14 protein-coding genes and 2 tRNA genes are annotated in these 13,048 nt (G+C 68.1%); 9 read left to right on the top strand and 7 right to left on the bottom strand.

Annotation, left to right across the window (positions count from 1 at the left end; genetic code table 11):
- Positions 1-30 precede the first annotated feature (30 nt).
- On the top strand, positions 31-1,302 hold the full coding sequence (locus ACPCXD_RS15285) for a deoxyguanosinetriphosphate triphosphohydrolase (RefSeq protein WP_088897228.1): 1,272 nt from the start codon (positions 31-33) through the stop codon (positions 1,300-1,302).
- Positions 1,303-1,381: 79 nt separating this feature from the next.
- A complete protein-coding gene (gene dnaG / locus ACPCXD_RS15280) occupies positions 1,382-3,277 on the top strand; it encodes a DNA primase (protein WP_088897229.1) in 1,896 nt (631 codons plus the stop codon).
- A gap of 4 nt (positions 3,278-3,281) precedes the next feature.
- On the opposite strand, the gene ACPCXD_RS15275 is transcribed toward dnaG, so the two are convergent.
- Positions 3,282-3,527, bottom strand: coding sequence for a hypothetical protein (locus ACPCXD_RS15275; RefSeq protein ID WP_024101344.1), 246 nt, complete (start codon positions 3,525-3,527; stop codon positions 3,282-3,284).
- 148 nt (positions 3,528-3,675) lie between these two features.
- Here ACPCXD_RS15275 and ACPCXD_RS15270 point away from each other — a divergent pair.
- From ACPCXD_RS15270 to ACPCXD_RS15260, 3 genes are all read left to right on the top strand, one after another.
- Positions 3,676-3,748 (top strand) — tRNA-Asn (locus ACPCXD_RS15270).
- A gap of 189 nt (positions 3,749-3,937) precedes the next feature.
- Positions 3,938-4,011 (top strand) — tRNA-Ile (locus tag ACPCXD_RS15265).
- A gap of 122 nt (positions 4,012-4,133) precedes the next feature.
- Positions 4,134-4,514: a hypothetical protein gene (locus ACPCXD_RS15260; RefSeq protein ID WP_088897292.1), complete on the top strand. Its 381-nt coding sequence runs from the start codon at positions 4,134-4,136 to the stop codon at positions 4,512-4,514.
- Here ACPCXD_RS15260 and ACPCXD_RS15255 read toward each other — a convergent pair.
- Positions 4,511-4,957: a hypothetical protein gene (locus ACPCXD_RS15255; protein ID WP_088897230.1), complete on the bottom strand. Its 447-nt coding sequence runs from the start codon at positions 4,955-4,957 to the stop codon at positions 4,511-4,513. The two genes, ACPCXD_RS15260 and ACPCXD_RS15255, sit on opposite strands and share 4 nt — an antisense overlap.
- Positions 4,958-5,394: 437 nt before the next feature.
- Between ACPCXD_RS15255 and nhaA the strand changes: the two genes are divergently transcribed.
- Complete coding sequence (gene nhaA / locus ACPCXD_RS15250; protein ID WP_423660177.1) at positions 5,395-7,248, top strand: Na+/H+ antiporter NhaA; 1,854 nt, start codon at positions 5,395-5,397, stop codon at positions 7,246-7,248.
- Between the two features lie 69 nt (positions 7,249-7,317).
- Here nhaA and ACPCXD_RS15245 read toward each other — a convergent pair whose 3' ends face one another.
- Complete coding sequence (locus ACPCXD_RS15245; protein ID WP_258261199.1) at positions 7,318-7,605, bottom strand: hypothetical protein; 288 nt, start codon at positions 7,603-7,605, stop codon at positions 7,318-7,320.
- 38 nt (positions 7,606-7,643) lie between these two features.
- Positions 7,644-8,390 carry a TetR/AcrR family transcriptional regulator gene (locus ACPCXD_RS15240; RefSeq protein ID WP_423660175.1) on the bottom strand — a complete coding sequence of 249 codons (747 nt, stop codon included), beginning with the start codon at positions 8,388-8,390 and terminating at the stop codon, positions 7,644-7,646.
- Between the two features lie 73 nt (positions 8,391-8,463).
- On the opposite strand from ACPCXD_RS15240, the gene ACPCXD_RS15235 reads away from it, so the two are divergent.
- Positions 8,464-8,853, top strand: coding sequence for a VOC family protein (locus ACPCXD_RS15235; protein ID WP_423660173.1), 390 nt, complete (start codon positions 8,464-8,466; stop codon positions 8,851-8,853).
- A gap of 12 nt (positions 8,854-8,865) precedes the next feature.
- On the opposite strand, the gene ACPCXD_RS15230 is transcribed toward ACPCXD_RS15235, so the two are convergent.
- Entirely contained in the window at positions 8,866-9,303 is a 438-nt protein-coding gene (locus ACPCXD_RS15230) for a VOC family protein (protein WP_229565073.1), read from the bottom strand.
- A 1-nt stretch (position 9,304) separates the two neighbouring features.
- Positions 9,305-9,877, bottom strand: a complete 573-nt coding sequence (locus ACPCXD_RS15225; protein ID WP_088897235.1) for a DinB family protein — start codon at positions 9,875-9,877, stop codon at positions 9,305-9,307.
- A 61-nt stretch (positions 9,878-9,938) separates the two neighbouring features.
- Here ACPCXD_RS15225 and ACPCXD_RS15220 point away from each other — a divergent pair, with 61 nt between their 5' ends.
- Entirely contained in the window at positions 9,939-10,904 is a 966-nt protein-coding gene (locus tag ACPCXD_RS15220; protein WP_301845529.1) for a helix-turn-helix transcriptional regulator, read from the top strand.
- A gap of 39 nt (positions 10,905-10,943) precedes the next feature.
- On the top strand, positions 10,944-11,909 hold the full coding sequence (locus ACPCXD_RS15215) for an endonuclease/exonuclease/phosphatase family protein (protein ID WP_088897237.1): 966 nt from the start codon (positions 10,944-10,946) through the stop codon (positions 11,907-11,909).
- 10 nt (positions 11,910-11,919) lie between these two features.
- Here the strand turns inward: ACPCXD_RS15215 and ACPCXD_RS15210 are convergent, their stop codons facing one another.
- Positions 11,920-12,957: an alpha/beta hydrolase gene (locus tag ACPCXD_RS15210; protein ID WP_229565071.1), complete on the bottom strand. Its 1,038-nt coding sequence runs from the start codon at positions 12,955-12,957 to the stop codon at positions 11,920-11,922.
- Positions 12,958-13,048: the final 91 nt, after the last annotated feature.

Here is a 13,048-nt window from a genome sequence, read left to right as displayed (position 1 = left end):
GTAGGGTCTTCGGTGACGGAAGGCAGTGTGATGCAGGGCTACAGCGAACACGATCTCGAACGGCGCGTTGCCGAGCCGCGGAAGACCTCGGCGCTCGCCGGGTCCGAGGGAGCGGCGTCCGAGCGGACCGCCTTCGCACGCGACCGTGCGCGCGTGCAGCACTGCGCGGCCCTGCGCCGCCTGGCCGACAAGACACAGGTCGTCGGCCCCCGCGACGGCGACACCCCGCGCACCCGTCTGACGCACTCGATGGAGGTCGCGCAGATCGGCCGCAGCATCGCCGAAGGACTCGGCGCCGACCCCGATCTCGTCGACCTCGCCGGCCTCGCCCACGACATCGGGCACCCGCCCTACGGGCACAACGGTGAGCGGGCACTCGACGCGGTCGCGGAGTCCTGCGGCGGATTCGAGGGCAACGCGCAGAACCTGCGCATCCTCACCTGCCTCGAACCGAAGATCCTCTATCCGGACGGCTCGAGCGCCGGTCTCAACCTCACCCGGGCCTCGCTCGACGCGACGCTCAAGTACCCGTGGACGCGTCCGCGCCCGGGCGCGAAGTTCGGCTCGTACGACGACGACGCCGAGGTCCTCCACTGGATCCGCGAAGACGCACCCGAGCGCCGCAAGTGCCTCGAGGCGCAGATCATGGACTGGTCCGACGACGTCGCGTACTCGGTGCACGACCTCGAGGACGGTGTGATCGACGGTCGCATCGACCTGCGGATGCTCGACGATCCCGACGATGTCGCCGGACTCATCGAGGTGGGCATGCGCGAATTCTCGGGTCTCGACCCGGCCGAGTTGACCGAGGCGGCCAAGCGGTTGTCCTCCATGCCGGTGGTCCGCGCCGTCGGCACCTTCGACGGTACCCTCGCCTGCTCGGTCGCGCTCAAGAAGCTGACCAGCGAGCTGGTGGGCCGCTTCGCCAACGCAGCGATCCTCGGGACCCGGGAGGCGACGGAAGGCCGACGCGTCACCCGGTACGACGCCGACCTCGTGGTCCCGCCGATCGTGGTCTCGGAGGTCGCGTTGCTCAAGACGATGGCGCTGCAGTTCGTCATGTCCGACCGCGCCCACCGCACCCGCCAGGAATCACAACGCGAGCGCATCCACCGCGTCGCCGAGTGGCTGCTGCGCACCGCGCCGGTCGGTCTCGACCCGTTCTTCGTCGCCGCCTGGAAGTCCGCGCCCGACGATGCTGCGAAGGTGCGGGTCGTGGTCGATCAGATCGCCTCGTGCACCGAATCACGCCTCGAACGGATCGACCGCGACAGCCTCGCCGCGCAGGCGAGCTGGGGCTGACGAGGCTCGAGCGATCGCGACGGCAGGTCGCGGCCGACCGTCCTGCCGAGCAGTCTGCGGGGCGGCTTAGACTCGTCTCGTGGCCGGCCGTATTTCAGACAGAGACATCGCGGCCATTCGCGATCGCGTGCGCATCGAGGACATCGTCGGCGAGTACGTCGCACTCAAGCGCGGGGGCGCCGACTCGCTCAAGGGCCTGTGTCCCTTCCACGACGAGAAGTCCCCGTCCTTCCACGTGCGGCCCAATCACGGGCACTACCACTGCTTCGGCTGCGGTGAGGGCGGCGATGTCTACTCGTTCCTGCAGAAGATCGAACACGTCAGCTTCGTCGAAGCCGTCGAGCAGCTCGCCGAGCGTGTCGGCTACACGCTGAACTACGAGGGCGGCGGTCCGTCCGTCCAGCGCGACCGGGGCACCCGTGCCCGGCTGGTCGCGGCGAACGCGGCCGCCCAGCAGTTCTACGCCGAGCAGCTGCGCACGCCCGACGCCCAGGCCGCCCGCGACTACCTGACCGAACGCAACTTCGACCAGGCGGCCGCCGAGACGTTCGGTTGCGGCTACGCACCCGCCGGCTGGGACGCGCTCACCAAGCACCTCCTCGGCCGGGGATTCGACTTCTCCGAACTCGAGGCCGCCGGACTGTCCCGGCAGGGACGCCGCGGTCCGATCGACCGCTTCCACCGTCGGCTGCTGTGGCCCATCCGCAATCTAGCGGGCGACGTCATCGGCTTCGGTGCCCGCCGTCTGTACGACGACGACCAGATCACCGCCAAGTACATGAACACACCGGAAACGGTGCTGTACAAGAAGTCTCAGGTGTTGTTCGGTCTCGACCTCGCCAAGCGCGAGATCGCCAAGTCGCATCAGGCCGTGATCGTCGAGGGCTACACCGACGTCATGGCCATGCACCTGGCCGGTGTGAAGACCGCGGTCGCCGCGTGCGGCACCGCTTTCGGTGACGAGCATCTCGCACTACTGCGTCGTCTGCTCATGGACGACAGCTTCTTCCGCGGTGAGGTCATCTACACCTTCGACGGCGACGACGCCGGTCGCGCGGCGGCGATGAAGGCGTTCGAGGGAGATCAGAAGACCGCTGCGAAGACCTACGTCGCGATCGCACCCAAGGGCATGGACCCGTGCGAGTTGCGGCAACAGTCGGGCGACGGCGCGGTGCGCGACCTGGTGGCCCGCCGCACCCCGATGTTCGAGTTCGTCGTGAAATCGATTCTCGCCGAACACGATCTCGACACCGTCGAAGGTCGCGTCGAGGCCCTGCGCCGATGCGTCCCGGTGGTGGGACGGATCAAGGACCGCACGATCCGCGACAACTACGCGGTGCAACTCGCGCACTGGACGGGATGGGACGACATCCCCACCGTGCGCCGGCGCGTGCAGGAGGAAGCGCGACGGGGAGTCCGTGCACCGGAAGCGAAGACGCGGGCCGCAACGGCCACGGCAGAGCCTGCGTCGGCCCTGCGACGTCCCCGCCCCAACGATCCGACGTTGTGGCCGCAGCGCGACGCGCTCAAGGCCGCCCTGCAGTATCCCGGCATCGCCGGGACCGTCTTCGACTCCTTGCCGCCGGAGACCTTCACCGACCCCGCCTACGCGGCCGTGCGGCAGGCCGTCGCCGACGCCGGCGGAACCGCAGCGGGCCTCGGGGGAGCCGAATGGGTCGACGCCGTCGGAAGGGCCGCGACCGACCCCGTCGCGCATTCGCTCGTGATGGAACTCGCCGTCGAACCCGTCCCCACCGAAGAGGACCGGCTGCCGCGCTACATCGGCGGCGTACTCGCGCGGCTGCAGGAGGTCTGGGTCGGCGAGCAGGTGGCCGAACTGAAGTCCAAACTGCAGCGGATCTCCCCGGCCACCGAGTCCGAGGAGTTCCACGCCCTGCTCGGTGACCTCATGGCGCTCGAACAGTACCGGCGGAGCCTGCTCGACCAGGCCATCGGGGACGGCCTGGCCGGCTGACCGTCTACTTCTTCAACTGGTCCCGCGGGATCATGATCGTCGTCGTCTCGTCGATGGGCTTCATCGGCTCGAGCTTGGGCTGAGGGCTGAGCGAGTCGGCGAGCTTCTGCCGGCCCACCTCGATCGCCTTCTTCGTGACGGGGCTCGCGGCCACCGCCTTGGCCGTCTTGCTGATCTGTTCGTATCTCGCGCGACCCGCTCGGGTGCCGAGCACGTATCCCGCAGCGACCCCGACCAACAAACCCATCAATGTGTTGTCCTTCCACCCGTGACTGCGTCGTCCCCATCCTGCCCGATGACCCCGCAGCATGCCCACAAGCAGGCGATTTGGTGCTGCGGTGGGTAGGACGCTATGGTTTTTCACGCACCGGGGGAAACCGCGGAGCACCGCAGGACAATCCCCTGTAGCTCAATTGGCAGAGCATTCGACTGTTAATCGAACGGTTGCTGGTTCGAGTCCAGCCGGGGGAGCGCCCAAGAATCCTCCCACCCGTCACGGGTGGGAGGATTCTGTGTATCCGGGGTGTGCCGATGCGGCAGAGCATCCCCAATGTGATCTCTGTTACTTCGCGCCCGGCAGCGTGTTGCCCGCTGTGTCCGGGTAGCATTCGATCGCGCCGTGCGACGAGTGCGGCACTGTGCGACGCGTGTCGTCGCGACGGGGCGGTAGCTCAGTCGGTTAGAGCCGCGGACTCATAATCCGCTGGTCGCGGGTTCGAGCCCCGCCCGCCCCACATCCTCCGCTCGTGGCCGCGAGATGTTCCTGCTTCTCGGAACGGTAGCGTTCGACCCCATGAGCACCCTTCGAGAAGTCGGCGAACGCGAGGCGTGGCGTTGCTGGTTGTGCGACGAGCCCGTGGACCCCGACATGTCGGTCAACGACCCGCGCGGTCCCAGTATCGACAGCATCAACACCGCCAAGAAGGGTGGCAAGGGGAAGGGTGGAGTCGAGCGGCTCGCGCACCGCGCCTGCAACACCAAGAAGGGTGCCGTCAAACCCGTCGTGCTGTGGCCCGACCGGCTGTTCGTCGTCGACCCGGCGCCCATCATCGGCGTGGTCGAGCAGCTCACGCGCAAGGGCGGTCGCGTCGCCGTCGCTCGGTGTCCCGAGAAGTCGGACGCGGAGGACGCCTCCGAGTGGCTCCTCGACCGCTTGTCGCGCCTCGAGCCGGGAGTGCGGTTCGACACCAGGATCGAGTCGGCCGGCGGCGGCTACCTCCTCGTGCTGACGGCCTAACCAGGGGCCAGCACCAGTCCGGAGTGATCCGGTGACTCGGCGGAGACCTCGACCTCGGTGAGCACCGTTCCGTCGTCTCCCAACAGCGTGTAGCGACCCGGCATGAGACCGGTGAACAGGAACCAACCCTCGCTCGTCGTGACGATGCTGCGGTCGATGTGCTGCTCGCACACGTCCAGGCCGACCAGTCGAACCGTGGTGGACGGATGGAAGACGCCTCCGATCCGCCCGCTCGCCACCGCTCCGATCGCAGCCGGTGGATCCGGGTGGTCGCCGAGCGCGTCCGGACGCCAGACGGGCGCGCCGTCCGGCGGCGCGCACACCGGGACCGAGGAGTGCGACGACCGGGCATGCGCGACCGTCGGGTCGGTCCCGTCCACAGAGACGGGCTGATGTGTCGTCGCCGCGACGAGTACCCCTGCTCCCACTGCGGTGATCAACATCCATCGGGTTCTTCGGATCGTTCCCCTGTGCAGCAACGGATCCACCTCCTCTCCGTAAGAGAACTTAGGAAAGTTGTTCTCGCCGAGGGTTATTCGGAACCGACGCTTCGGTGGATCGTGACGATACCCGGCGCGGACGCGCAGGGCTATCGTCCGTGGAGGTGACACGAAGCGGCGGAATGTAACGGTCGGGCTGTCGAACCGCCGAAAACGGTTGTTGGCACAACGATTCGGTCTAGTTTCGGACGAGGTCGGTAGTCGGAGGGGTGCATTCCGCCTCCTGGACGACAGATCCGGTTGCATTGTTGTGTTCGGACAATGCAGTTCCGAATGGTCGGTTCCGGAAATAATCGTCCCGGGGCCGGGCGTTGTGCGGTTTCGTCGGCGTACTCACCGGCACCGAGTTGCTCGAAGCGGACCGTGGAACGAGGGAGCACATGACGGTCGACGAGAAACCGACGACGCTCCGCCGGGCGTCCGATCTCCTGGCAGGGGTCCGCGACGGCACGGACGACGACACGCTCGCGGCAGGCGTCGTACTCGCCGCGACCCTGATCGCTCTGGTCTGGGCCAACCTCGGCGACTCGTACGAGGCGTTCTGGCACACGCCGCTCAGCATCAGCATCGGCGACTACGGCATCGACCTCGACCTCAAACACTGGGTCAACGACGCCGTCATGACGCTGTTCTTCTTCGTCGTCGGCCTCGAGGTCAAACGCGAGCTCACCATGGGGGAGCTCACCGACCGGACGCGCGCGGCGGTCCCGCTCGTGGCCGCGATCGCGGGTCTGGCGCTGCCTGCAGCACTGTTCCTGCTGCTCAATCCCAGCGGGGAGGCCGCGGGAGCGTGGGGTGTGGTCGTCTCGACCGACACCGCCTTCGTCCTCGGCGCGCTCGCGTTGGTCGGACCGCGGTGCCCGGCCCGCCTGCGCGTGTTCATCCTGACGCTGGCCGTGGCCGACGACATCGGCGCTCTCGCCATCATCGCCTTCGTCTACACCGACGATCTGCAGCCGGTCTATCTGATACCCGCGGCGATCGGACTGTTGCTGATCCTTCAGTTCCGCCGGCTCGAGGTGTGGCGGGGCGTCGTCTACTTCGTCGTCGCGGCGGGGACATGGGTGGCGTTCTACGAATCCGGTGTGCACCCGACCCTCGCCGGTGTGCTGATCGCGTTGATCCTTCCCGTCTATCCGCCGCGTCGCAGCGAAGTGGAGCGCGCCGGCGAACTCACGCGGGCCTTCCGTCAATCGCCCAACTCCGACTACGCGCGCGCCGCGCAACTCGGGGTACTCCGCGCGGTGTCCGTCAACGAGCGGCTGTTGCGGCTCTACCAGCCGTACACGGCGTTCCTCGTTGTTCCGATCTTCGCCCTCGCCAACGCGGGTGTGGTGATCTCCGCCGAGACCGTCGGCATTGCGATCCGGTCGCCGATCACGTGGGGCGTCGTCCTCGGTCTGGTCGTCGGCAAACTCGTGGGCATCACCGCGGCCACCGCCGTCTTCTCGGGTCTGCGGCCGGGCAGCCTGCCGCCGGGACTCACTCTCTCGCGCGTCAGCGGGGGTGCGGCGCTCGCCGGCATCGGGTTCACGATCTCCCTGTTCATCGTGGATCTGGCGATCGAATCTCCCGAAGCGGCCAACGACGCCCGGATCGGCGTACTCCTCGCGGCTGTTCTCGCCACTGCACTGGGCTGGGCGTTGTTCCGGCTGTCCGACCGCCTGCATCCGCCACAGGGACCGGCCGGGTTGGTGCTGCTGCGTCCGGTGGACCCGGATCGTGACCACGTGCGGGGACCGGTCGACGCTCCGCTCACGCTCGTCGAGTACGGAGACTTCGAGTGCCCGTTCTGCAGCAAGGCCACCGGCAGCATCCGCGACGTGCGCGAGCACTTCGGCGACGACCTGCGGTACGTCTTCCGGCACCTTCCCCTCGACGAGCACCACCCGCACGCGCGGTTCGCCGCCGAAGCGTCGGAGGCTGCCGCTGCGCAGGGTCGCTTCTGGGACATGCACGACCACCTGTTCGCCCACAGCGACGCTCTCTCCCACGACGAGATCTACGAACACGCCCAGCAACTGGACCTCGACATGGATCGGTTCGACGAGGACCTGCGCCTGGGGCGGCATCGGCACCGCGTCGAGGACGATGATCTCGACGCCGAGACCAGCGACGTCTTCGGAACGCCGACCTTCTACCTCGGCGCTACGGGCTCGGACCTCACCCGGCACACCGGCCCGTTCGATGCGGTGACGCTGATCCGCAGGCTCGAAGAGGTGCGTGAGGGATGACGTGATTTGGGTGGATCCGACCCCGGATAGCGGGGGTGGATCCACCCAAATCGTGGCGGGCGGGTGGATCTACGAGGAGCTGAACGGCGTGTCCCGGTTCCCGCTCGAACCGGTCGCGAAGGTCTCGACAATGTTGTGGACGACGCAATCCGGCCGCAGCGGGGCGTACCGGCATCCTTCGTGGTACCACCAGTGCTCCGCCTCTGCCCGCTCTTCCGGCGTCAGTTCGTAGGGTGGCTCCTCTGCCTCGGCGGCGGGGGAGGCGCCGGGCAGGGGGACGGTATCGGCGCTCGCCGTGGCCGGCACTGCGAGGGCGATTGCGGCACAACCGAGCACGCCCGCGGCGAATCGCTTCATGAAAACCTCGAATCTCTCGTACGGACCCTTCGGGGAAATCATTCCCGGGTGGGCCGCACCCCGCCATTCGAGATGAGCGGTTCGAGCCCGTCGAGGACGCGCTGGAGCCCGAACTCCCATGCGTGGTGCGGGCTGTAGGCGGCGTTCATCTCCGCCCCGGCCGCCGCCCCGACTCGTTGCGCGAGGGGATGGTCGTCGCCGAGATAGTGCGCGAGTCGCTCGTTCCATCGCGCCCAGGCCTCGCCCATGTCGGCGGCGTGCGGGTCAGGTCGTCGGGCTCGGGCCGCACCCCGCACGAAGTCCGCGACGAACGTGAGCGCGGCGTCGCGATCGATGTCACCGAGGGGCGTGCCGTCGAAGGCGTGGAGTTCGTGGTCGTACTTCGCGATTGTGCCGGGGCCGAGCGCTGTGCGCTGATCGTCGACGTCCAACAGCCACCAGTGCGCGGCATAGTGCTCGAGTTCGGCTTCGGCGACCTGCCGTACCCGATCCCGCCACGACGGGGACTCGTAGGGCGGCCGGGGTTGCCGGGCGTGGACCCGGTCGACCATGAGGACGAGGAGCTCGTCACGCGACCCGACATGGGTGTACAGGGCCATGGCGGAGACACCCAGATCGGTCGCGAGGCGACGGATCGTCACTGCGTCGAGGTCCTCCGCGTCGGCGACGGTGACGGCCGCGTCCACCGCGGATGTGGTGGTGACCTTGGCTTTCGGCCCACGGGAACCGCCAGTCGGCGCATCGGGATGCTCGCGCCACAGAAGGTCGATCAGGTCGCGCGCCACAAATGCCTCCCGAGAACTCGTTCTCGAGGGTACTCTATACGCCGTACAAGGTTTCTGTCCCGGGGGAGGTCCTATGAAAATCAATTCGACAGCGTTGTCGCTCAACGTCGCCGACACGGCCGCATCGGCCGATTTCGCGATCCGGCACTTCGGTTTCACCGAGGAGATGTCCGCGGACGGATTCGTCTCGTTGTCCCACCCGGACGTAGGCTTCAATATCGTGTTCCTGCGTACCGGGCTGTCGACCTTCAAGCCGGAATCCATCGCCGGTCCGGCCGGTCAGGGCATGCTCATCGCCTTCGTCGTCGACGACGTCGACACCGAGTTCGCGCGCGTCGCGGAAGCCGGTGCGACGGTGGTGACCAAGCCGGAGACCGAGCCGTGGGGCGAGCGGTACTGCCAGTTCGCCGATCCCAACGGGATCATCTGGCAACTCGTCCACTGGGTCTCGGAACCGGCCTGACCACGCGAAGTCTCAGTCGAGGCAGAATTCGTTGCCCTCGGGGTCGGCCATCACGATGTGGCCGGCCCCGAACGGCGGCGCCGGGTCGTGACGCTCCAGGCGCGTGGCGCCGCGCGCGACGAGCCGTTCGGCCTCGGCTTCCAGGGCGGCCATGCGCTCGGCGCCGTCGAGTCCGGGCGCGGCACGCACGTCCAGATGCATCCGGTTCTTGGCCTGCTTGCCCTCGGGCACCTTCTGGAAGAACAGCCGGGGCCCTGCCCCGTCCGGGTCGACGATGCCCGACGCGTCGTTGCGTCGTTCGAGTGGCACCCCCATCGCGTCGAGCGCGTCGTCCCACGAGACGAAATTGCCGGGCGGCTTCTGGAGTTCGTAGCCGAGTGCGTCCGCCCAGAAATCCGCGAGAGCCGCGGGATCGGCGCAGTCGAACGTGATCTGGATGTCGCGGGCCATGTCAGCTCGCCTCCTGTCGGGCGCGGGTACGGGTGTGCAGGTAGAGGTCCCTCAGAAGGCAGACCTCGGACAGATGATGGATGAGTTCGCGGTGGATGTGCAGGACCAACATGCCCATCGGGTACTCGGCGTACGGTCCTTCGGCTTCACCGCACGGCCGGGCGAGTCCGTCTTCCCCGAGGGACTCGACGCCCGCGATCCACGTGGCGAGTTCGGCATCGAGCTGGGCGAGGGCCTCGTCCGCGGTCGCTGCGTACTCGAACGACATGTAGTCGGTGGCGGTGCGTCCGAAATGGCTCGCGTTGCGCATCGCCAGTACACCGACGATCACATGACCGAGCCGCCACGCAATGGTCGTGAAGGGCGGCGGATCGGGTTCGGGGAACGCGAAATCGATGGTCATCGCCCCGGCGCCTCCCAGTAGGGGAGCGGTGCCCGTCCCGCGCGGCCGAACACTCCAGCAGTCGAGTGCGGGTTCGAAGAAGTATTCGTCGTCGGTGAGGCCGTCGAGGCGGCGGCGAACCGGATAGTCGAGTTGCTGTCGCAGTAGGTGGTTCCAGTCGAGTTCTGTCATGGCTCCAGGTTGACGCATATTCCGGACAGATTCGGTCCGTGATCCGTGCGACGATCGTCGTGTGACCGTCGAGTCGACCACCGAACGGGTTCTGAGGGTGCTTGCGCTGTTGCAGAGTCGCCCGTCGTGGACCGCTGACGAACTGGCTGCGGAACTCGGCGTGACCGATCGCTCGGTGCGCCGCGACGTCGATCGTCTGCGCGCCCTCGGCTATCCCGTCCGCGCGACCCCCGGTGTCGGCGGTGGGTATCAGCTCGGTGCCGGCACGAGACTGCCGCCGCTGCTCCTGCACGACGACGAAGCGATCGCGACGGCGGTGTCGCTGCGACTGGCGTCGGGCAGCACCATCGCCGGTGCCGCCGAGGCGGCCCTGCGCGCACTGGCCAAGCTCGACCAGGTGATGCCGCCGCGCCTGCGCGCGGAGGTGCGGGCGATCTACGGCGCCACCGAAACCGTCGTCGGCACGAGCACCGAGATCGATGCCGACACGCTGCTGGGCTTGGCTCGCGCATGCCTCGACGCGATCCGCGTGCGGTTCCGGTACACCACCCGGCAGGAGGTGGACGACGAGCGCACCGTCGAACCGGTGCGGATGGTCGCTGCAGGGCAGCGCTGGTACCTCATGGCATGGGACGTCGATCGCGACGACTGGCGCACCTTCCGGCTCGACCGGATGCGCGACGTGACGCCCACGACGTGGCGGTTCCGGCCGCGGCAGCACCCCGATCCGGTGTCGTACGTCCAGCGGTCCGTGACGGAGTCGCCCTACCGGTACATCGCGCGGATCCGCCTGCGGGCGGACGCCGACCAGGTGCGTGACATGGTGCCACCGCAGGTCGGGCGGGTCGAGGACGACGAGGACGGGTGGTGCGTACTCGTCGTCGGCGCGGACGACCCGGACTGGGTCGTGATGCACGTCGCGCGAATGGGTTTCGAGGCGGTCGTCATCGAGCCACCGGAACTTCGGGAGGCCGCGGACCGGCTCGCGAAGCGCCTCGCCGCGATCGCCTCCCGCTCCGATCGGTGACGGGTCCTCGCGCACGGACCTGCGGCATGGTTGTGTGGCGTGGTGACTGCGAAGTGGCTCCGGCTCGGATCGGACGTTCTCGGGTGGACGTCAACCGCGACAGGCGCGGTCGGGCTCGCGCTCCACTTCGGTACGTGGTCGGCTCAGCCCTTGGTGCTCGCAGGGTCCGGCGCGTCGTATCTGATGGCCGGTGCGGTGATCGGGCTGATCGTCTTCGCCGTCCGTCGACGCCCACTCGGGGCCCTCGTTGCGATTGCGGTTGCTGCGGCGGCGGTCTGGACCCAGGCGCCTCTCCACGTCGCGACGGCCGCGTCCGGTGACGGTCCCGACCTCACGGTGATGCACGCGAACATCCTGTTCGACGGGGGTGCCGATCCCGAGGTCGTCGTGTCCCGGGTCCGGGACCGCGACGTCGACCTGCTCACGGTGAACGAACTCACCTCTGCGGGGGTCGACGGACTCACCCGTGCCGGTCTCGACGAGCTGTTGCCCCATCGGTATCTCGTCCCCGGAGAGTTGGCGTCGGGAACGGGGATCTGGAGCCGGTTTCCGTTGTCGGACACCGTCGAACACGACGGATTCGTCTTCCGCCAGCTCTCGGCCGTCGCGGACGTACCGGGAGCGGGACCGGTCGCGGTCCACGCGTTCCATCCGGTCCCACCGGTGTTCGACGCGCAGGACTGGGCTGCCGAACTGTCACGGTTGCAGGACATCCTCGATCGATCTCCGGCCGACGTCCCCGCAGTCGTGGGCGGCGATTTCAACGCGACCTACGACCATGCGCAGTTCCGCGCGTTGCTCTCGGGGCGTTTCGCCGATGCCGCGGAGCAGGCGGGAGCGGGGACGGTGCGTACCTATCCCACCGACAAACCCGGCCCACCGCTGGTGGCGATCGATCGCATCCTCGTCGGCAACGGGACGGCCGTCGCGTTCGAGTCCGACGACCTTCCCGGGGCGGATCACCGTTCGGTGGTCGCCCGGATCCGGTTGGACCCCGGCGAGTGACGCCTCGCGATCAGGCCTCAGCGCCCATCGACTCGGCGAGGATCGGCCACGCCTTGCGCAGGTCGTCCTCCCAGTAGCCCCACGAATGCGTTCCGTCGGCATCGAGTTCGGCCGTGACCGGGATGTCGAGCGCTTGGAGCCGGTCCACCAGCTGGTGCGTGCAGGCATTCGTGGCGGCCTCGATCGCTCCGCCTGCGACGATCTGCGTGGCGAACGATTCGCCCGCCGCGCGTTCCTGACCGGGGACGTCGTACGGGCCGGGCAGGCCGTTGCGGCTCGACAGGTACAAGGCCTTGCCGCGCAGGCCTTCCGCGTTGAGGTAGACGTCGTGCTCGGCCCAGCGCGGACCGTCGGCCGGACCCCACATGTTCTCGACGTCGCCCTTGCCGCGGCGCTCGACGACGAGCCTCACGTACAGCTGACCGACCGGATCGCTCGTGCGGACGCATCCGCTCAGGGATGCGACGCCGGAGTACAGGTCGCCGCTCTGGATCGCGAGGTCCAGCGCGGAGCCGGCGCTCATGGACATGCCGATGATCGACTGCTTGCCGTCGGTGTCGAGCAGCTCGTCGACGACGGGCGGCAGTTCCTCGAGGAGGAAGGTCTGCCACTGGTTGCGACCGAGAACCGGATCGTCGAGATCCCAGTCGGTGAAGTAGCTGAAGTTGCCGGTGGCGGGGATGACCACGTTGACGTTCTTGTCCGAGAAGAACTCGGCGATGTCGCTGCTCTCCATCCACCCGGTGCCGTCGATCACGCCGACACCCGCGCCGCCGAGGGCGTAGACGACCGGCCGGGGCTCGCTCGGATCGGCCGGACGCAGGACGTCCAGGGGGATCACGGTGTCCATGGCTGGAGAGTAGACGCGGACCGTCCAGTGCTGGTCGGTCACCTCGTCGACGCCCTCGACGTAGGCGGTGGCGGGCTCGGCGTCGGGTTGCTCGGGATCGGCGTGCGCGGTGGCGGTGCCGAACACGAGCGCCGAGAGGCCTGCGAGACCGACCGCAAGGCTGCGAAAGCCACGACGGGACACGACGGATCGACGCACGGATGAACTCCTCGACTCGAATTGATGCTGATGAGTCGTTCCCCCACACTCGACCCGCTGAGCTGGACAGTACCTTCCTCCGGTTGCGAAA

Origin of the sequence: Rhodococcus sp. AB351 (genome assembly GCF_049538275.1) — a bacterium.
GTDB lineage: Bacteria > Actinomycetota > Actinomycetes > Mycobacteriales > Mycobacteriaceae > Rhodococcus.
The sequence above is the reverse complement of the archived record's forward strand: the minus strand, read 5'-3'. Positions and strand labels throughout refer to the sequence as shown.